The 19,743-nt window shown below is 44.1% G+C and carries 20 protein-coding genes; 14 read left to right on the top strand and 6 right to left on the bottom strand.

Going from position 1 to position 19,743, the window contains the following annotated elements; genetic code table 11:
- Positions 1–129: 129 nt before the first annotated feature.
- A complete protein-coding gene (locus BMX95_RS00605) occupies positions 130–462 on the top strand; it encodes a hypothetical protein (RefSeq protein ID WP_081199615.1) in 333 nt (110 codons plus the stop codon).
- 19 nt (positions 463–481) lie between these two features.
- Positions 482–1,258 (top strand): MBL fold metallo-hydrolase, encoded by a 777-nt coding sequence (locus BMX95_RS00600; RefSeq protein WP_081199617.1) that lies wholly within the window; start codon positions 482–484, stop codon positions 1,256–1,258.
- A 69-nt stretch (positions 1,259–1,327) separates the two neighbouring features.
- Here the strand turns inward: BMX95_RS00600 and BMX95_RS00595 are convergent, their stop codons facing one another.
- The gene (locus BMX95_RS00595; RefSeq protein ID WP_081199619.1) at positions 1,328–1,558 is read right to left on the bottom strand and encodes a hypothetical protein; all 231 of its coding nucleotides are present in this window, start codon (positions 1,556–1,558) and stop codon (positions 1,328–1,330) included.
- Between the two features lie 21 nt (positions 1,559–1,579).
- Positions 1,580–2,212: an FIST N-terminal domain-containing protein gene (locus BMX95_RS00590; RefSeq protein WP_081199621.1), complete on the bottom strand. Its 633-nt coding sequence runs from the start codon at positions 2,210–2,212 to the stop codon at positions 1,580–1,582.
- A 162-nt stretch (positions 2,213–2,374) separates the two neighbouring features.
- Here BMX95_RS00590 and BMX95_RS00585 point away from each other — a divergent pair, with 162 nt between their 5' ends.
- The 3 genes from BMX95_RS00585 to BMX95_RS00575 all read left to right on the top strand — a co-directional run bounded on the left by BMX95_RS00585 (position 2,375) and on the right by BMX95_RS00575 (position 5,198).
- Complete coding sequence (locus BMX95_RS00585; protein WP_081199623.1) at positions 2,375–3,298, top strand: ComEA family DNA-binding protein; 924 nt, start codon at positions 2,375–2,377, stop codon at positions 3,296–3,298.
- Positions 3,299–3,416: 118 nt separating this feature from the next.
- Entirely contained in the window at positions 3,417–4,559 is a 1,143-nt protein-coding gene (locus BMX95_RS00580) for an acyl-CoA dehydrogenase (RefSeq protein WP_081199625.1), read from the top strand.
- Between the two features lie 171 nt (positions 4,560–4,730).
- A complete protein-coding gene (locus BMX95_RS00575) occupies positions 4,731–5,198 on the top strand; it encodes a c-type cytochrome (protein WP_081199627.1) in 468 nt (155 codons plus the stop codon).
- Positions 5,199–5,218: 20 nt separating this feature from the next.
- On the opposite strand, the gene BMX95_RS34780 is transcribed toward BMX95_RS00575, so the two are convergent.
- The 4 genes from BMX95_RS34780 to BMX95_RS00560 all read right to left on the bottom strand — a co-directional run bounded on the left by BMX95_RS34780 (position 5,219) and on the right by BMX95_RS00560 (position 8,253).
- The gene (locus BMX95_RS34780) at positions 5,219–5,395 is read right to left on the bottom strand and encodes a hypothetical protein (protein ID WP_165758890.1); all 177 of its coding nucleotides are present in this window, start codon (positions 5,393–5,395) and stop codon (positions 5,219–5,221) included.
- Positions 5,396–5,484: 89 nt separating this feature from the next.
- Positions 5,485–6,723 carry an ATP-dependent Clp protease ATP-binding subunit ClpX gene (clpX, locus tag BMX95_RS00570; protein ID WP_081199629.1) on the bottom strand — a complete coding sequence of 413 codons (1,239 nt, stop codon included), beginning with the start codon at positions 6,721–6,723 and terminating at the stop codon, positions 5,485–5,487.
- A 122-nt stretch (positions 6,724–6,845) separates the two neighbouring features.
- Positions 6,846–7,487, bottom strand: a complete 642-nt coding sequence (locus BMX95_RS00565) for a ClpP family protease (RefSeq protein WP_081199631.1) — start codon at positions 7,485–7,487, stop codon at positions 6,846–6,848.
- Between the two features lie 70 nt (positions 7,488–7,557).
- Positions 7,558–8,253: a ClpP family protease gene (locus BMX95_RS00560; protein WP_081199633.1), complete on the bottom strand. Its 696-nt coding sequence runs from the start codon at positions 8,251–8,253 to the stop codon at positions 7,558–7,560.
- A gap of 610 nt (positions 8,254–8,863) precedes the next feature.
- Between BMX95_RS00560 and BMX95_RS00555 the strand changes: the two genes are divergently transcribed.
- The 9 genes from BMX95_RS00555 to BMX95_RS00515 are packed head-to-tail and all read left to right on the top strand — an operon-like array spanning position 8,864 to position 19,536.
- Positions 8,864–9,580 carry a phosphoadenylyl-sulfate reductase gene (locus tag BMX95_RS00555; protein WP_081199635.1) on the top strand — a complete coding sequence of 239 codons (717 nt, stop codon included), beginning with the start codon at positions 8,864–8,866 and terminating at the stop codon, positions 9,578–9,580.
- A 29-nt stretch (positions 9,581–9,609) separates the two neighbouring features.
- Entirely contained in the window at positions 9,610–10,518 is a 909-nt protein-coding gene (gene cysD / locus BMX95_RS00550) for a sulfate adenylyltransferase subunit CysD (RefSeq protein ID WP_081199637.1), read from the top strand.
- A 32-nt stretch (positions 10,519–10,550) separates the two neighbouring features.
- Entirely contained in the window at positions 10,551–11,789 is a 1,239-nt protein-coding gene (locus tag BMX95_RS00545) for a sulfate adenylyltransferase subunit 1 (RefSeq protein WP_081199639.1), read from the top strand.
- Between the two features lie 44 nt (positions 11,790–11,833).
- A complete protein-coding gene (epsC, locus tag BMX95_RS00540) occupies positions 11,834–12,661 on the top strand; it encodes a serine O-acetyltransferase EpsC (protein ID WP_081199641.1) in 828 nt (275 codons plus the stop codon).
- Positions 12,662–12,675: 14 nt separating this feature from the next.
- On the top strand, positions 12,676–13,653 hold the full coding sequence (gene cysK / locus BMX95_RS00535; protein ID WP_242673102.1) for a cysteine synthase A: 978 nt from the start codon (positions 12,676–12,678) through the stop codon (positions 13,651–13,653).
- Between the two features lie 10 nt (positions 13,654–13,663).
- Positions 13,664–14,527: a uroporphyrinogen-III C-methyltransferase gene (gene cobA, locus BMX95_RS00530; protein ID WP_081199643.1), complete on the top strand. Its 864-nt coding sequence runs from the start codon at positions 13,664–13,666 to the stop codon at positions 14,525–14,527.
- Complete coding sequence (locus BMX95_RS00525; RefSeq protein WP_081199645.1) at positions 14,511–16,271, top strand: diflavin oxidoreductase; 1,761 nt, start codon at positions 14,511–14,513, stop codon at positions 16,269–16,271. Before cobA ends, BMX95_RS00525 begins: the two co-directional genes overlap by 17 nt.
- 43 nt (positions 16,272–16,314) lie before the next feature.
- Entirely contained in the window at positions 16,315–18,003 is a 1,689-nt protein-coding gene (locus BMX95_RS00520) for an NADPH-dependent assimilatory sulfite reductase hemoprotein subunit (RefSeq protein WP_081199647.1), read from the top strand.
- Positions 18,004–18,018: 15 nt separating this feature from the next.
- Positions 18,019–19,536: a TSUP family transporter gene (locus BMX95_RS00515; protein ID WP_081199925.1), complete on the top strand. Its 1,518-nt coding sequence runs from the start codon at positions 18,019–18,021 to the stop codon at positions 19,534–19,536.
- The last annotated feature ends 207 nt before the right edge of the window (positions 19,537–19,743 follow it).

The raw sequence follows: 19,743 nt of genomic DNA, 5'->3' as shown, positions 1-19,743 counted from the left end.
ACGCTTTTTTGGCCACGAAACGGTCGTTCTCAACGTTTTGTGTGGAAAAGTTAGGGTTATCTATTTCCAGCACTAAAATTGTGAATATTAATTTTGTCAATCATTCATTAAGTCAATAACGTCCAGACTATGAAATTTACACAAACGACATTAGATAAGATAGAAGCGATTCTCGATGAGGCTGAATATGTGCTGCGTTACGAGCGGGGTAATTTTCAGAGCGGATATTGCATTTTAGAACAAAAGAAGGTAGTTGTTTTAAATAAATTCCTGCAGCTCGAGGGCCGCATAAGCACCTTGATCGATCTGGTACCTCAGCTCAACGTTAATCCCGATGAGTTTTCCCCTGAGGTACGCAGAACCTATAATGATGTGTTGGAAAAACATGCTTTGATACAGGCGGAAAATGAGAAGAAGGGGGGAACTGTTGATCAGTTGACTGTTGACGGGTTAACAAGTTGACATTTCGTACATTTACCGCGTGAGCTATCCTTCATTAACCATTACGTTTTTAGGGACCGGTACCAGTTCCGGTGTACCCATGATTGCCTGTGATTGTCCGGTTTGCACATCGACCGATAAAAAAGACAAACGGCTTCGCTCCAGCATAATGATCCAATCGGAAAAAACAACGCTGGTTGTAGATTCGGGTCCTGATTTTCGTTATCAGATGTTGCGGGCCAATGTAAAGCACCTGGATGCTATTGTTTTTACCCATTCCCATAAGGACCATGTGGCCGGCCTGGACGATGTACGGGCTTTTAACTTCTTTCAGCAACAACCCATGCAGGTGTTTGCCAGCGATGCCACCCAGGAGGTGATCATTCGCGAATTTCCTTATGCTTTTTATGAATCAAAATACCCTGGATTACCCGAGATAAAATTGAACACGATTGGGATAGAAACATTTGAGGTAGGGGATATTCAGGTAACACCCATTATGGTCTGGCATTTAAAAATGCCGGTATTGGGTTTTCGCTTTGGCCGCTTTACTTATATTACCGATGCCAGCCATATCGATGACGCTGAATTGGAAAAGATAAAGGGCAGCGATGTACTGGTGTTGAACGCCCTGCGAAAAGAAAAACACATCTCTCATTTTTCCCTGGGCGAAAGTATTGAAGTGGCTAAAAAGTTAAAGGTGCCACAATGCTACCTTACCCACATAAGTCACCAAATGGGTAAACATGCCGAGGTGGAGGCTGAGCTGCCAAATGGGATTAATTTTGCGTATGATGGGTTGGTGATCAAAGTGTGAGACAGACAATTTGTTAACCTGTTAACGTGTTAACTTTTCAACCGGTCAACACGTTAACAAGTCAGGTGATCAACTTGCTTTAGCTAATTCATTCTGTTGATGTAAACCAGTCAGTATTTCCTGATACTGCTTCTCACATTCCTTAAACGAATTTTCCATTCGCTGTTGCTCTGTTTCATAATTCCGGTAGGCCTGATCAACAAGCTTTAATAGCTTTTGAACGGCGGGGTCATACTTTTGTGCTCCGGACAATGCATTTTGAATTTGCTTCTCTAATAAATGATGATAGGGCTGTTGCATAGGGGTATAGTGTATGGGGTCTTAAATTTCTTTAAAGGCGGTAATGGTTTGAACAGGGCCATATTCATTCCACGCACCAAATGAATCCTGATTTAATTGCAATTGACGGCCATAAAAGCCGATCGCTATAATAACGCCATCGCCGGGCGCCTGGTTTAATCCTACAAAAGCTTTCGAGAACTGGCACCTGTTGCCGGTTAAGCCGCCGGAAACCAGAATGGCCTGGGAATTCAGTTTATTAAAACCTGCCAGCAGTTCGCAGCCGTTCACAACCGTGTTGTCGGCCATAAGGAAGGCGGTATACAGATCACTTTGTTGTAATTGTTGCATCAGGCAATGACCTGCCTCGTAGCTGTTAGCGTGTTTGCTGATATTTGTTTCGGCACAATGAACAATGGTATTGTCGAATTGAAAGGCGTTTACTACAACACTATTGAGAAAAAGCTGGGGAAGAATGACTTCACCGGCGGCTGCGGTTAAAATGATATGGGCTTCGGGATAGCTGCGTTCCAGGTAATTAAAAACGGCGGTGTCGGTAATGACACCAGATGGGCCAAAAGCCAATACCAGCTGGCATTGCATGCGGTCAAATTCTTCCGCGTGCATATATATTTTCCAGGCCTTATCGGTATACTGGAGCTGTTGCATTTTCATTAGGGCGTTATTTAGGGGCGAATAAGGCTATATGTGTAACGTTTATTGTTTCAAATACTTATATTTAGGGAGAAAAAAGTAAGTGTTTTTTGAATAATCACGTGAAAGGCAATAATTAGTAGCTCGAAATCAATAAAAATTGACACCGCTCAATCTTGATGTATGGAAAGCAACTGGAAAAATTATTTCTCTTTCACAAAGAAAGAACGCACCGGCATTTATGTACTTCTGGCCCTGATTGCCATTTGTATTACCCTCCCACAGTTTTTTAGAACCGCCACTTTTAGTGAAACAATTCGCGTAGAAGCCATGCAGGTGCAGCAAACGCCACTTGAGCAGGTAGGTAAGAATCGGAACCGGAAATCTTCCTACAAAGAATCTGCCTATAATGATGTGTATTATGAACCAGTAAGGGAAGAGCCGGCAAAAGCCACCCTTTTTCCCTTCGACCCCAATACGCTCGATGCGGCCGGCTGGAAAAAGCTGGGTATAAACGATCGTGCTGTTCGCACCATTCAACATTATCTGGCCAAAGGCGGACAGTTCCGAAGTGCCGCCGACCTGCAAAAGATGTACAGTCTTAAAAAGGAAGATGTCGACCGGTTGATGCCTTATGTTCGAATTACACCACTACCACCAATATACACACCTGGCAAACCACCGGTTAAATATGAAAAGGCTGCCCCTGCTATTATTGATATTAACCTGGCCGATACGTCGGCTTATATTTCATTACCGGGCGTTGGCAGTAAACTGGCCAATCGCATCGTGAATTTCCGCGAAAAGCTGGGTGGGTTTCATTCGGTGCAGCAGATAGCGGAAACGTTTGGACTGCCAGATTCAACGTTTCAACTAATTCAACCCCGGTTACAATGTGGTGCTGTTGTTTTACAAAAGATCAATATCAATACGGCTGACGTGAACACCCTGAAGCAGCATCCTTACATCCGCTGGAATATTGCCAATGCCATTGTGCAATACCGGCAGCAGCATGGATTGTTCCGGTTGCCCGAAGAGCTACAACAAATTGTGCTGATAACGCCTGAGCTGTATCAAAAACTGGTGGCTTATGTAACGGTAGAATAGGGAGTGAATGTTAAGTCTTTAAAAAAGAGTACTAACATTTGTTAGTTTGTGAAAAAATCCTCCTATATTGCAGTGGCCTTTAACGATTGAATGCGAGTTAATTCAGCTAAATTTAAGTATGAATTTTCAAACCTCTGAGCTTACGGATCAGGTTGCTCAAACAACCCGCGATTTCGCTCAACAACATATTAAGCCATACGTAATGGAGTGGGATGAAACCCAGGAGTTTCCCATGCATGTTTTTAAAGAAATGGGTAAACTGGGCTTAATGGGTGTACTGGTCCCTGAAAAATACGGTGGCGCCGGCTTATCCTATTACGAATACGTAGCCATCATACAGGAAATTGCCAAAGTATGTGGTTCCATAGGGTTAAGCCTGGCTGCGCACAATTCGCTTTGTACTGGTCATATGTTGAGTTTTGGTAACGAAGAGCAGAAACAAAAGTACCTGCCCAAACTCGCCACCGGTGAGTGGCTGGGTGCCTGGGGTTTAACGGAACCCAATACCGGCAGCGATGCGGCCAATATGAAAACAGTGGCCATCAAAGATGGCGATCACTGGGTGCTGAATGGCACCAAATGCTGGATCACCCACGGAAAGAGTGCCGATGTGGCCATTGTAATTTGCCGTACAGGTGAACCCAGAACAAAAGACAATGCCACCGCCTTTGTGGTAGAACGAACCACGCCGGGTTTTAGAGGTGGAAAAAAAGAAAACAAGCTGGGGATGCGTGCCAGTGAAACGGCTGAAATGATCTTCGATAATTGCCGCATTCCCGATAGTAACCGCCTGGGTAATTTTGGCGACGGGTTTAAACAATCATTGAAGGTGCTGGATGGAGGCCGTATTTCAATTGCTGCCCTGGCTTTGGGTATTGCCAAAGGCGCCTACGAAGCGTCTATACAATACTCCAAAGAACGTCACCAGTTCGATCAGGCCATTGCCAACTTTCAGGGGGTATCCTTTAAACTGGCAGATATGGCAACTGAGATAGCAGCTGCCGAGTTACTGACCCTGCAGGCCTGCGATCTGAAAATGCGTGGCCAGGTTATGAGTAAAGAGGCGGCCATGGCAAAATATTACGCCAGTGAAGTGGCCGTGAAAGTGGCTACAGATGCCGTGCAGATCTTTGGCGGATATGGTTACACGAAAGATTTCCCTGTAGAAAAATATTATCGCGATAGTAAATTATGCACTATAGGTGAAGGCACTTCTGAAATTCAGAAGATTGTTATAGCCCGTGAAGTATTAAGAGCTTAGTTTGAGAAATACTGCTCAAGGTTGCTTGTCATGACACAGTCCTTCCCTCCGCTCTGCCGAGGGGAGGATTTTTTATTTAGGGCCATGTAAGCGCCAATCAATTAAGTAATACAGAAAACGCTAATGACTGAATTATTATGCTGTACTACGTTCCTGTAGTAAATTTATAGTATGAATAAAGAAGTCAATTATGTGCTGCAGGGCTTCTTCCTAACGCTTGTGGTTGTAGGAGCCATTGCATTCTCCAATCTGTTATTGTCAATACCACCGCCTGAAGAACCGGCAACGGTTGAATCCCATTTTATACCTATAGATTCTTACAAACCGGGCAATGGGCATGATGGCAAGGCGATATTCCAAAACAATTGCGCTTCCTGTCATTCGGCATTTAAAGACCTGACAGGTCCTGCCTTAAGCGGGATATCGCAAAGACTGCCAGATAGAAAACTGCTATATCAGTGGGTGCAAAACCCTGCCGCTGTCTTAAAATCGGGGAATGTTTATTTCAATACGCTTAAAAAGCGGTTCAATGATGTGCAAATGACCGCGTTTCCTGATTTGTCAAATGCTGAAATTGATGCAGTGATTGATTACATAACAGTTACATACAAAGCAGGCATGCCTGCATCCCTGCCCTGAACAAAAGAATAGATGGAGTATTAAGGCATAAAATCATCTGCGTCATCCTTGGGACCATATTTGTCGAACAGCTTATCGATAGCGCCGCCGAAGATGGGGAATTTTTCTTTTGCAAAATTCTTGATGATCTCGATGGCTTTATAGGCTTGTTGTTCGGTTAAACCTTCGGCCATTAACTTGTTTACCAATTCCTGCATAACAAATATTTTGACAAGATTACGGAAATAAAAAACGCCAGCCTGAGTGACTGACGTTTTTAGTTTCTTTTATTGTTAGAACTGTTTGATTACGCAACTTTCAACATGCTCATCTTGCTCTTGTCGAAGTTCTTTTGCGCATACTCCAGGTTCAAATGGAAAACTGTTTGTTTGCTTGAAGGCAGTTCAAACATGGCGTCTGTTAAAATGCTTTCGCAAATGCTGCGTAAGCCACGGGCGCCCAGTTTGTATTCCATCGCTTTATCGACCATGAAATCCAGTACTTCATTATCTACGTTCAGTTGAATGTTCTCCAGTTCAAACAGTCTCTTATATTGTTTGATCAACGCATTCTTCGGTTCTGTTAAAATAGAACGAAGCGTTGCTTTATCTAATGGATTCAGGTGAGTAACTACCGGTAACCGTCCCAGTAACTCGGGGATCAAGCCAAACGATTTCAGATCGGTAGCATTGATGTATTGCAGCAGGTTCTTTTTCATGTGTTCCTGCAGCTCTTTGTTTACATTAAAACCGATGGCGTTGGTGTTTACCCGGCGGGCAATCACTTTGTCGATACCGTCAAAAGCGCCACCACAAATGAACAGGATGTTCTGGGTATTGATCTTGATCAGTTTTTGTTCGGGGTGTTTACGACCGCCTTGTGGAGGAACCAGTACATCGGTACCTTCCAGCAGTTTCAACAAACCCTGTTGTACACCTTCACCACTTACATCGCGGGTGATGGAAGGGTTGTCGCCTTTACGGGCAATTTTATCAATTTCATCTATGTAAACGATGCCTCTTTCGGCAGCGGCTACGTCGTAATTACAAACCTGCAACAGACGGGTCAAAATGCTTTCCACGTCTTCACCCACATAACCGGCTTCTGTAAATACCGTAGCATCAACGATGGCGAATGGTACATTCAGCAGGCGGGCAATGGTTTTAGCCAACAGGGTTTTACCTGTACCTGTTTCACCCACCATAACGATATTACTTTTTTCAATATCAACCTCGTTTTCAGCGGGTTTTTGTTGAAGACGTTTGTAGTGATTGTAAACAGCTACTGCTAATACTTTTTTAGCATCATCCTGACCGATCACGTATTCATCCAGAAAGCGTTTAACTTCAATAGGCTTCTTTACGTTCAGTTTGAAGGAAGTAGAGGGTGGGGTACTTTCATGGCGGATCATCAGTTCCTGTTCAATGATCTCGCGTGCATGCTCAACGCAATTCTCACAAATATGTCCTTCCTGCCCGGCAATAAGAATCTTTACTTCATCGCGGCTGCGTCCGCAAAAAGAACAGTGTAATGTTGTTTTAGCCATGTTTGTATAAAATCGCTTACAAAGGTATCTAAATGCTATTCCAAATCCCAATAAAAAATCCCAAACTCCTTTTCTAAGAAATTAGTATACGGAATTTGGGACCTTTACAGGTTTATATGTACTTATAACTTCTCAACTTGCTGATCTACAATGCCATATTCAATTGCTTCTTTGGCATCCATCCAGTAGTCGCGATCGAAATCCTTCATTACCTGTTCAAATTTCTTACCACAGTTTTCGGCCAGAATGCGGGCGCCGATCTCTTTGGTCTTTTTAATTTGTTTGGCCTGAATTTCCAGGTCAGCGCTTACGCCCTGCATGTATCCGCCCAGGCTTGGCTGGTGGATCATTACTTCGCCATGAGGGTAAATGAAACGTTTGCCTTTAGCGCCGGCGCTCAGCAGGATGGAGCCCATGGAGGCTGCCAGACCCATGCAAATGGTACTAACCGGGCTTTTCAGCATACGCATGGTATCGTAAATAACCATACCGCTGGTAACCACGCCTCCGGGGCTGTTGATAAAGAATTTAATGTCCTCGCCGGGTTTGTCAGCATCGAGCAGTAACAATTTGGTTACCACTTCTCTTGCTGTTTTATCTTCTACAACACCCCACAGGTATACTGCTCTTTGTTCAAAAAAGAACTTCTCCATTTTCTTGGCCAGCATACCAAAGTCTGCATTTTTTTCTTCTTTGCCGTTTTCTTTTGGTTCGTCTTCATCGTCCATGCGGAATGGCTGAAACAAATGATTTGAGTACTGCATACTAATATTTTGTTTGAATTCGATTTAAGTGAAAGTAAATCACAACCTGGTTCTCCTGTAAAAGCAAGGTTTAGTTGTCTTTTTTCTCTTTACGTGGGTTGATCAGCAATACTTCATCAACCAGGCCGTATTCCTTGGCTTCTTCAGAAGTTAACCAATAGTCGCGATCACAATCCTTTTCAACCTGTTTCACTGTTTTGCCAGTGTGAACAGAGATAGCATCGTACAGGTTCTTTTTGATCTTTTTGATCTCTTGTACGGTGATCTCGATATCGCTGCCCTGACCACCAATGGCGCCACTGGGTTGGTGCAGCATAACGCGGCTATGCTTTAAGGCAGTGCGTTTTCCCTGAGTACCGGCGCACAACAATACAGCAGCCATAGAAGCAGCCATACCTATGCAAATGGTGCTTACATCAGGGGTGATGTAGTTCATGGTATCATACATACCCAAACCGGAATACACGTTTCCCCCGGGGGAGTTGATGTACATCTGGATGTCGCGGGTGCGATCGGTGCTTTCCAGGAACAACATCTGAGCAGTTACGATATTTGCCACTTCGTCATTAATGGGGTAGCCCAGGAAAATGATGCGGTCCATCATCAACCGGCTGTAAACGTCCATGACAGCAATATTCATGGGACGTTCTTCAATAATATTGGGAGTGAGATTCGTAACTGAATGCTTTTGGTAACTGTCCAGGGTATTGCTTGAAATACCTCTGTGGTGTACCGCGTATTTTTCAAATTCTTTTCCAAGATTCATAGTACTTTTCTATTATTTGAGTTGGCAATTTAAGTTTTTTAGGAAACCAAATACCGTGCTATATAAAAAATCAGCCATTTTGGCCTAATATCCTCAAAAGCAGGCATTTTGAGTCTGCAATAGAGACAGTCCGCCTGGCATAAAGCACCCTTTTTGGGGTTCTTGAGAAGTATAACAGGCACTCGTATGTAAAAGGCTGACAAGTTGAACGGCGCCTGCCAGGCCTCCTGGTACTCAATCCGCTACAAAGCTAATCCGAACGGCCATTAGTCTTTATTTCTATACATAATAAGTGCTCATTTAACAGTTAAAAGCGCCACCGGTTACGACACTCACATACAAACAATTGTTTGTGGCGGGTTTGTTAAAAGCACTGTTTTAGTCCACTCATTTGGTAGAAAAAATTTTTGATATCCGTTTCGTTACATTATCTTTGATCTACAAATTGAGTAGACTTAATATGTTTCGTTCCCACATCATACACTTAATGTACATCTCCTGTTGCAACAAATACTGTTGTTGCTGTTAATACTCAGTTTTCCACTTACTTGTACGTTTCGCACGCAGTCTCCAGGTTCCAGATTTTCGAATGAATGAATGATAAAAGAATATGAGCTCAACGCTAAAGTCACACTTGACAGATTTAACCCACCAATCAGATAGACTATCTATTGCTGAGTTTATTAAATTACTTACAGAACAGTTCCCCGGTCAGGTTACATTCAGCAGCAGTTTCAGTTACGAAGACCAGGTAATTGCTCATGAGATCCTGAGCAATCAACTACCGGTAAGCATTTTTACTTTAGATACCGGAAGGTTATTCGCCGAGACTTATTCTGTTTGGAACAATACGAACGAAAAATACCACGCCAACATTACAGCTTACTACCCCGATTATAAGTTGCTCGAAACCTTTGTTACCGAAAAAGGTCCCAATGCATTTTACGAATCGGTTGAAAACCGTAAGCAGTGCTGCTTTATCCGTAAGGTAGAACCGCTGAAAAGAGCGTTGGCCGGAAATGCGATCTGGATCACCGGTTTACGGGCCGAACACTCACCCGATCGCAATGACCTTAGTGTAATTGAATGGGACGAAACCAACCAGATCATCAAGTACAATCCCATTCTGCACTGGACTACAGAACAGGTAAAAAAATACATCGATGATAATAACGTGCCTTATAATCCGCTGCACGACCGTGGGTTTGTAAGCATAGGATGCGCCCCTTGTACTCGCGCAGTAAGGCCTGGCGAAGATTTCAGGGCCGGCCGCTGGTGGTGGGAAGACGCAGCTAAAAAAGAATGCGGTCTGCATATTCATAAATAATTTATTAACGGAATTCTGAAAAGAGATATATGAGTAAGTATAGTTTAGATTATTTGGATCATCTGGAATCGGAAGCTATTCATATCTTCCGTGAAGTAGCAGGGCAATTTGAAAGACCAGCTTTATTATTTTCCGGTGGAAAGGATTCCATCACGCTGGTACAACTGGCGTTGAAAGCATTCCGCCCCGGTAAATTCCCTTTCCCCCTCGTACACATCGACACAGGACATAACTTCCCCGAAGCCCTTCAATACCGTGATGAACTCGCTAAAAGATTAGGCGAAAAGTTGATCGTTCGCAACGTAGGCGATACGATCAAAGCAAAAAACCTTACCGAACCAAAAGGAAAGTTTGCCAGCCGCAACGCATTACAAACTTTCACCCTGCTCGATACTATCGAAGAGTTCAAGTTTGATGCCTGTATTGGTGGCGCCCGCCGCGACGAAGAAAAAGCAAGAGCGAAAGAACGCATTTTCTCTGTTCGGGATGAATTCGGTCAATGGGACCCCAAACTGCAACGCCCCGAACTGTGGAATACCTATAATGGAAAAATAAGTAAAGGCGAGAATGTACGCGTATTCCCCATCAGTAACTGGACTGAATTAGATGTTTGGAATTATATCCGTCGCGAAAAGATTGAACTGCCTTCTATATATTTCTCACACGAACGTGATGTGATTGACCACGAAGGACAACTGGTAGCTGTAAGCGAGTTTATTAAACTCGATGAAGGTGACAAAGTGCTTCGGAAAAATGTACGTTACCGCACAGTAGGTGATATGACCTGTACCGCAGCTGTGGAATCACGTGCCGACAATATCGACGACATCATCAGCGAGATCACCGCTACCAAAACCAGCGAACGCGGCGAAACCCGTATCGATGATAAAGTGTCGGAAGCAGCTATGGAAGACAGAAAGAAAAACGGTTATTTCTAACCCCCTCTTCAAACTTCAAAATATTTATATAAATGGATTTATTACGGTTTATAACAGCAGGCAGTGTTGATGATGGAAAGAGTACCCTGATCGGCCGTTTATTATATGATAGCAAAAGCATCATGATCGATCAGCTGGCTGCCATCGAAAAACAAAGTAAGAATAAAGAACAGGGCGAGATCGACCTGGCTTTGTTGACCGATGGATTGCGTGCAGAAAGAGAGCAGGGCATTACGATCGACGTAGCTTATAAATATTTCTCTACGCCCAAACGCAAGTTCATCATTGCCGATGCACCGGGTCATATTCAATATACCCGCAACATGGTGACCGGCGCTTCTACTGCCGACCTGGCTATTATATTGATAGATGCTCGTAATGGCGTGGTTGAACAAACCCGCCGCCATTCAATCATAACGTCTTTGCTGAACATTCCGCACGTGGTAGTGGCCATCAACAAAATGGACCTGGTTGACTACTCACAGGATGTTTATAACAATATCGTGATCGATTATGCCGAAGTGGCAAAATCACTGGGGCTGAAAGATGTGACCTATATTCCGCTGAGCGCTGCATTTGGCGATAACATAGTGGAGAAATCACCGAAGCTGGCCTGGTACGAAGGTGCGCCTTTACTGGAGTTTCTGGAATCAGTAGAAGTAGACAAAGATATTAACCTCGCCGACCCACGTTTCCCTGTACAATATGTGATCCGTCCTCAAACAGACGATCTGCACGATTACCGGGGTTATGCCGGAAAGGTGATCAGTGGTATTTATAAAAAAGGGGATGCCATCACTGTATTGCCTTCGGGCCGTACCAGTACCATCTCTGCCATCGAGCACAATGGAAAACAAGTTGAAGAGGTGTTTGCACCTCAAAGCGCCATTCTTCACCTGGAAGATGACATCGACATCAGCCGTGGCGATATTATCGTAAAAAGCGATAACCTGCCCAAATTAACACAGGAGCTGGAAGTAGTGTTGTGCTGGATGGACAGCAAACCGCTGGTTGCCGGTAACAAGTATTTATTGCAGATCAACAGCAAAGTGGTGAAGAGTGTAATAAAAGAGATCGAGTACAAGCTGGATGTAAATACGCTGCAAAAAACAGAAGCTACCTCAGCAGCCCTGAATGACGTAATAAAAGTAAAAATAAAAACAGCTTCACCTGTTCCGTACGATTCCTATAGCGATCTGCGTGAGAACGGTGGCGCCATTTTGATAGATGAAACCAGCCATGTAACGGTTGGTGCCTGTATGATTCAATAGCCGGGAAGGAAACCATTGAGTTGAACTTTTGAATATTGAATAAAATGAGCACGCAAGAATTTATCCAGCATTTATATGCACAGCTTAAAAAGGTAGATACCACTTTTCCTGATAAGGAATTGGCGGAGCAGTTCATTGACCAGGTATTTAATTTTTTGTTTTTACCCAATAAGAAACACCATCTGGTCAGTGACCTGGAGAAGGAACTCAATATCTTAAGAGGTCATTTATCGAGCCTGGTATATGATGTAACGCACAAGGAAGAAAAGGCAGAGAAACATACAGAAACATTTTTTGCTGCACTGCCCGCACTGTATGAAACGCTGATCAAGGATGCACAGGCATTATTGCAGTTTGATCCTGCAGCGCGGTCGGTAGAAGAAGTGCTGGTGGCTTATCCGGGGTTTTATGCCACAGCAGTCTATCGCTTATCGCACCAGTTATGGGAGCAGGGCGTAGAAATTCTGCCAAGATTATTCACCGAGTATGCGCACAGCAAAACCGGTGTTGATATTCACCCCGGGGCACAAATTGGCGAAGGCTTTTGCATAGACCATGGCACAGGCATAGTGATAGGCGAAACAACCGTGATAGGCAATAATGTAAAAATTTACCAGGGTGTAACATTAGGCGCCCTGCACGTTTCAAAGGAAACGATCACAAAACGACATCCGACCATTGAAGACAATGTAACGATTTATGCAGGTGCTACCATTCTCGGGGGCGAAACGGTTATAGGAAAGGATAGTATCATCGGCGGCAACGTTTGGCTTACTTACAGTGTACCCTCTTTTTCTGTAGTGTACCACAAAAGCGAAGTAAAGGTTCGCGACAAAAATCCATTTCCTGAGCCATTAAATTTCGTCATCTAAAAAAAAGAGAATTTATGATCACCGAAGAAAAACAAAGCAAAACAAGTAATTCAATAGACAACCAAAACAACCAGCGCATGAGAGCCGGTAGCATTTTAGAAACAATAGGCCAAACACCACATGTTAGAATAAACAGGTTGTTTGGTAACAGCCATGAAGTTTGGATTAAACTGGAACGCAGCAATCCAGGCAACAGCATCAAAGATCGTATTGCATTATCGATGATCGAAGATGCAGAAAAGAAAGGCATTCTGAATAAGGACAGCGTGATCATTGAACCTACCTCTGGTAATACCGGTATCGGTTTGGCCATGGTAGCTGCCGTGAAAGGATACAAAATCATCCTGGTGATGCCCGAATCTATGAGTGTGGAAAGAAGACAGTTGATGGAATTGTATGGTGCCACTTTTGAATTAACGCCCCGTGAAAAAGGAATGAAAGGCGCTATCGAAAAGGCAAAGGAATTGATAGCTGCAACGCCCAATTCCTGGATGCCCCAGCAGTTCGATAACGAAGCGAATGTAAAAGTGCATCGCGAAACAACTGCCCAGGAAATTCTGGAAAGCTTCCCGGATGGCATCGATTATTTGATCACCGGTGTAGGTACCGGCGGTCACATCACCGGTGTGGCAGAAGTGCTGAAAGCCAAATTCCCTAACCTGAAAGTATACGCTGTAGAACCAGAGTTATCAGCAGTTATTGCTGGTGGCGCTCCTGGCCCACATCCTTTACAAGGGTTAGGCGCTGGTTTTATTCCTTCCATCCTCGACACAAAACTGCTCGATGGTACAGTGAGTGTAGGAAAAGAGGAATCATTCAGCTATGCACAACGCCTGGCAAAAGAAGAAGGCATTCTGGCTGGTATTTCAACTGGTGCTGCCCTGGCTGCAGTAGCAAAGAAATTAGCCGAAATTCCTCAGGGCTCCAGGGTACTGACATTCAACTATGATACCGGCGAACGGTATTTATCAATAGAAGGCTTGTATAAATAGTAAACGGTACATGCAAACAAACCCAACATATGGCAAAGTGATACTGGCAGCTGCCGGTCCGGGTGACCCGGACCTGGTAACTGTAAAAACAGTACGCTATCTGCAACAGGCTGAAGTGGTGTTGGCAGATCGCCTCGTAAGTGAGGAGATACTGCAGCAGTATGTGAACAGCCAGGCAGAAGTCGTATTCGTGGGTAAGCAATGCAGCCGTGGATCATCAACTCCCCAATACACCATTAATGAACTGCTGGTACACTATGCCGCACAGGGCAAACTGGTAGTACGGTTAAAAGGCGGCGATGCATCCATGTTCTCGAACATACTCGATGAACTGCAAACCCTGGTGCAAAACAACATACCTTATGAAATTGTTCCCGGTGTAACCGCAGCGTTGGGTGCTGCAGCATATGCAGGCATACCATTAACTGCCAGAGGATATACTACATCAGTCCGTTTTTTAACCAGTTACAAACTGGATGTTGTTACAGACAACTACTGGAAAGAACTGGCCGAAACCAACGACACCCTCGTGTTCTATATGTCGTCGGAAACCCTGGACCATGTAGTAAGCAACCTGGTAAAGCATAATATAGAAAGCGAAAAGTTGCTGGCGGTAATTGAGCAGGCTACCACGCCTTTGCAAAATGTGCACGTAACCAATTTATATAAATATGATGAACAGCTTCGGGGAAAAACATTTGTTTCTCCGTCGCTGGTCATCATAGGCAAAGTGGTGGCTTTGCATGAGCAGTTTAAGTGGCTCGAAAACAGCAACAGCGCAGAACATTATTTTAAACCACTGGCAAAACTGATTACTTCAACACCCGATTCTGAAAATGCGGAAAAAGTAAATAAACATGTTAGCAGAGCATAAATTGAAATTGTTACAGGATTTAGTAAGAACTTCTACAAAAGAAGAACTGGTTTGGATGAATGGATTCCTGGCCGGCGTACTGATGAATTGTCACGACCAATCGACACTGGCGTCATCGGCACCTTCGGCTTCGGCTCCTGCAACAGCAGCTGCACCCGTAGCGGCCCCTGTTGAAAGCAAACCAACCGTATCTAAAATAACTATAGCATACGGTACTGAAACCGGTAATTCAAAAAAGCTGGCTACTGAACTGGCTGCTAAAGCAAAGAAAAGTGGTATCCAGGCCAAAGTGGTAGGCCTCGATACCTATCGCCTGAATGACCTGGCTAAAGAAGAATATTTCTTTGCTATCATCAGCACACAAGGGGAAGGCGAACCTCCTACTACTGCCAAAAAATTTTACGACCACATACATCAGAATGGGTTCAAGTTGCCCCAAATGAAATTCGGTGTGCTCGCTCTGGGCGACACTTCATATCCCCTGTATTGCAAGGCCGGTGAAGATGTAGACCAGCAATTGCAAAAACTGGGCGGACAACGCGTTGTTAATTTAATAAAATGCGATGTCGATTACCAGGGTGATGCAGATGGCTGGTTCTCGCAGGTATTACATTCATTAACTACTACCACCAGCAGCAATGGTACTGCCAGCGTTGGTGCGGTAGTAACAGCCAAAAAGCCAGCTGGCAAAAAAGTTTATAATGGCAGCATCATCACCAATGTAAACCTGAACGACAGAGGTTCAAACAAAGCAACTCATCATATTGAAATAGTAGCCGATGAACTGGAATACCAGCCCGGTGATTCAATCGGTGTTATTCCTGAAAATGCGCCTGCTATTGTAGATGCAATTATTGCATTGACCCGCATCGACGCCAAAAAAACGGTATCGTTCCGTAACGAAACGCATACAGTGATCGAGTTGTTGAAAAAGAAAGTGAACATTGCTTATTTACCAGAACGCGTAGTAAAGCAATATGCTGCTATCGTAAAACAGGATATTCCCGAAACAAAGATCAGCTTGCTGGATCTGTTAAAGATCTATCCGGTAAACAATGCAGCGCAGTTTGAAGAAGTGATTGGTATTTTGGAACCGATCACACCAAGATTGTACTCTATCTCCTCTTCACCCAATGCACACAGCGGTGAAGTACATGTTACCGTTGCCCGCGACAATTTTAAAATGAACGGCGAGGTAAAACATGGTCTGGCCTCTAACTTTCTGGCCGATCTGCCAGTAGATGGTCCGTTGGAATTTTATGTGCATAAAAACAACCAGTTCCGCTTACCGGCTGAAGACAAAGATGTGATTATGATCGGGCCCGGAACAGGTATTGCACCATTCAGATCTTTTATTGCGGAACGTGATGCCGCCGGCGCCAGTGGCCGTAACTGGTTATTCTTTGGCGACCAGCATTTCACAACCGACTTCTTATATCAAACAGAAATTCAAAGCTGGATCCAGACAGGCGTACTCACTAAAGTGAATGTAGCCTTCTCAAGAGACCAGAAATCAAAAATATATGTACAACATAAAATGCTGGAGAATGCCAAAGCATTTTATGAGTGGTTGCAAAATGGCGCCTATGTATACATCTGCGGCGCTAAAGAACCAATGAGCGTAGATGTGGAATATACCATTCTGCAGATCATTGAAAGATTTGGAAGCAAATCAGGCGCCGAAGCGGTTGAGTACCTGAATCAGTTGAAAGAAGAGGGCCGCTTCCTGAAAGACGTATATTAGAATAAAGCGGTGAACTTAATTTGAAACTTGAAACAGCATTAAGATGAGTAATAACGATAATAAGAATCTGTCTTCTACCGAAAAGATAAAAATGGCCAGCGATGGTTTGCGTGGTACATTGAAAGAAAGCCTGCGCGATGAGTTAACCGGTGCTATCCGCGAAGATGATACCGCGTTGGTTAAGTTCCATGGCATGTATCAACAAGATGACCGCGATCGTCGTGAAGAGCGCAGTGCCAAAAAACTGGAGTGGCTGTATTCTTATATGTTGCGTTTGCGGTTGCCTGGTGGCTTCATGACCGCGGATCAATACATAGGCTTACATAACATTGCCGGTGATCATTCAACAGGGGTTATTAAGATCACCACCCGTCAAACCATTCAACTGCATGGTATTTTAAAATCTCACGTAAAGCCAACCATTCAGGCTTTCAACACCATACTACTTGATTCTATTTCGGCTTGTGGCGATGTGAACCGTAACGTTGTTTGCGCGGCTCACCCCAAATTTTCACCTATACATGAAGAGATTTTTTCTTACGCAGGGAAAATAAGCAAACTGGGTTTGCCCAAATCAAGAGGTTATTATGAAATATGGCTCGATGAAAAGCCATTGATCGATAAAAAGGAAAAAGAAGAAGTAGAAAAAGACCCATTATACCAGGATCGTTATCTGCCCCGTAAATTCAAAGTGGGTATAGCTATCCCGCCCAACAACGATGTGGATGTATTTACCAATGACCTGGGGCTGATCGCTATTATTGAAAATGACAAACTGATAGGCTTTAACATCGCTGCTGGTGGTGGTTTGGGTGCTACCCACGGTAATGCGGCTACATATCCACGCCTGGCATCCATGCTGGGTTTTGTACGTGGGGAAGAAAACACGCTGAAAGCCGTGCTGGAGGTTATTACCATTCAGCGCGACCATGGCAACCGCAGTGATCGTAAGCTGAGCCGCCTGAAATATACCATCGACAAAATGGGGGTGGAGGCATTCAAAGAAGAACTGGAAAAACGGTGTGGGTTCAAACTCGAAGAACCGAAGCCATATAGCTTTACCAGCAGAAAAGATGAATACGGCTGGCACAAGAACCACGAAGGCAAATGGTTTTATACCGTATTTATAGAAAGTGGCCGTATTGCCGATGAAAAGGTGGCGCTGAAAACCGCCTTACTGGAAGTAGCAAAAACCGGTAAAGCCAATTTTCGGTTCACCAGTAACCAGGGTTTGATCCTCAGTGACATTGCACAAAATGATAAGGAAGCAGTAGAAAAGATATTGACCGATTTCGGAGTTATTGAACATACCGACAATGCAGGGGCTATACGTAAAAATGCCATCGCCTGCGTAGCGTTCAACACCTGTTCGCTGGCGTTGGCTGAGGCACAACGCTATCTGCCATCGCTCATCACGAAAATTGAGCCTATTCTGGCCAAGTATGGTTTGGAGAACGATGAAATTTCTATGCGGATGACCGGTTGTCCAAATGGCTGCGGAAGGCCGTATGCTGCAGAGATCGGGTTTATAGGCACTGCCTATGGCCGTTATAATTTACATATAGGTGGCGACCGTGAAGGTTTCCGTTTAAATAAAAAGTATAAAGAAAATATCGACGAGTCTGCAATTTTGAAAGAGCTGGATGAACTTTTTGAGAAATATAGCAAGAACAGGAATTCCGGTGAAACTTTTGGCGATTTTGCAGTTCGGGAAAAGTTGGTAACGATTTAAAAAATGCTGGGAAGCATGACAACAGAACAAAAAATACCGGTAAAACAAACAACTGGCGCAACAACCGACCCGGGCAATCTTTTATTTCCTGTTTTTTTAAAGCTGGAAGAGTTAAAAGTATTGCTGGTAGGAGGGGGCAAAGTAGGTGCAGAAAAGCTGTCTGCACTGCTGGGTAATTCGCCGGCTGCCCCGGTTACTGTTGTAGCTCTTAGCATCTCTGATGAGGTACGTAAACTGGCCAAAAGCCATCCCAACGTAACCCTTCATGAACGCGGCTTTATACAAGCCGACCTGGAAAACAAGGACCTGGTTATTATTGCGGTGAATGAAAATGAGACGAGCCTGGCTATCAGGGCGGCTGCAAAGGAAAAGAAGATCCTGGTAAACGTGGCCGATACGCCTGAACAATGCGATTTTTATCTGAGTTCCATTGTACAAAAAGGTAATTTGAAAATTGCCATTTCTACCAACGGAAAATCGCCTACTGCCGCCAAACGCATAAAAGAAGTATTGAGCCATGCCCTGCCAAACGAGCTGGACGACATGATCAATAACCTGCATGCAGTAAGGAATAAGTTGAATGGCAATTTTGAATACAAAGTAAAACGGCTGAACGAGCTCACCCGCATTCTGGTTGAAAAGGATAATGTAGAAAGAGAACGGCGCGTTCGAAAAATCGCTACCTATTCTCTTATCGCATTTGCCCTGATGCTGGTAGGTCACTTTATATTCTCTTACTTACCCTTTCAACGTATAGCCGACGATACAGTAAAATGGTACCATCAGCTGGACCCGAACTTCCACTGGATGGTACTGGCTGGTTTTCTGGCGCAATTGGTTGATGGCGCATTAGGAATGGGCTATGGTGTTACCAGTGCTACTATCTTATTAACAGCCGGGGTTAGTCCGGCTGCAATGAGTGGCAGTATACACACCGCCGAAATGTTTGCCAGCGGCGCTTCAGGGTACAGCCACTACAAATTCGGCAACGTAAATAAAAAGCTGTTTAAAGCATTGGTGATCCCCGGGGTAATAGGAGCTGTATTAGGAGCCATACTGTTGTCAAAATATGGCGATTCACAAACGATCTACCTGAAACCCGTTATCGCCTGCTATACCATGATATTGGGTTTACGCATACTGTGGAATGCGTTCAAAAAAGAAAAGAAGAAAAAGAAATTCAAACACTACGGCTGGCTGGCCGGGTTTGGCGGTTTTCTCGATTCATTTGGTGGCGGTGGCTGGGGACCCATTGTAACCACTACCTTAATTACCAAAGGCCGCAGTCCCCGGTTTGTAATAGGGTCTGTAAGCCTGACCGAATTCTTTGTTACCCTGGCCAGTGCCTTTACATTTTTTACCCTGTTAGGGGTAACACACTGGCAGGTGATTGTAGCCCTGATCCTGGGCGGTTTACTGGCTGCGCCACTGGCGGCAAAACTGGCTGGTAAATTACCACGTAAAACTTCGTTGATCTTATTAGGGATATTGGTAATGTTCTGGAGCCTGAAAATTATCGTTAAGATCTTTTAATAGCAATCCCGGTAAAAAATCTTACCGGGATTAAAAATAAATTATAAGTCTAGTAAAATAATGGACTATATTTGTTGCCGTAAGCAATCCCGGCTATTGAAACCAGCCGGGATTTTTAAAGGCTCAGATAGTCTAGTAAATTAATGGACATGTTTATTTGGCCAGATGCACACCCCGAAAACAAACCGGGGTTTTATTATAACCTTA

The sequence above is a fragment of the Niastella yeongjuensis genome (genome assembly GCF_900110245.1).
GTDB lineage: Bacteria > Bacteroidota > Bacteroidia > Chitinophagales > Chitinophagaceae > Niastella > Niastella yeongjuensis.
The sequence above is the reverse complement of the archived record's forward strand: the minus strand, read 5'-3'. Positions and strand labels throughout refer to the sequence as shown.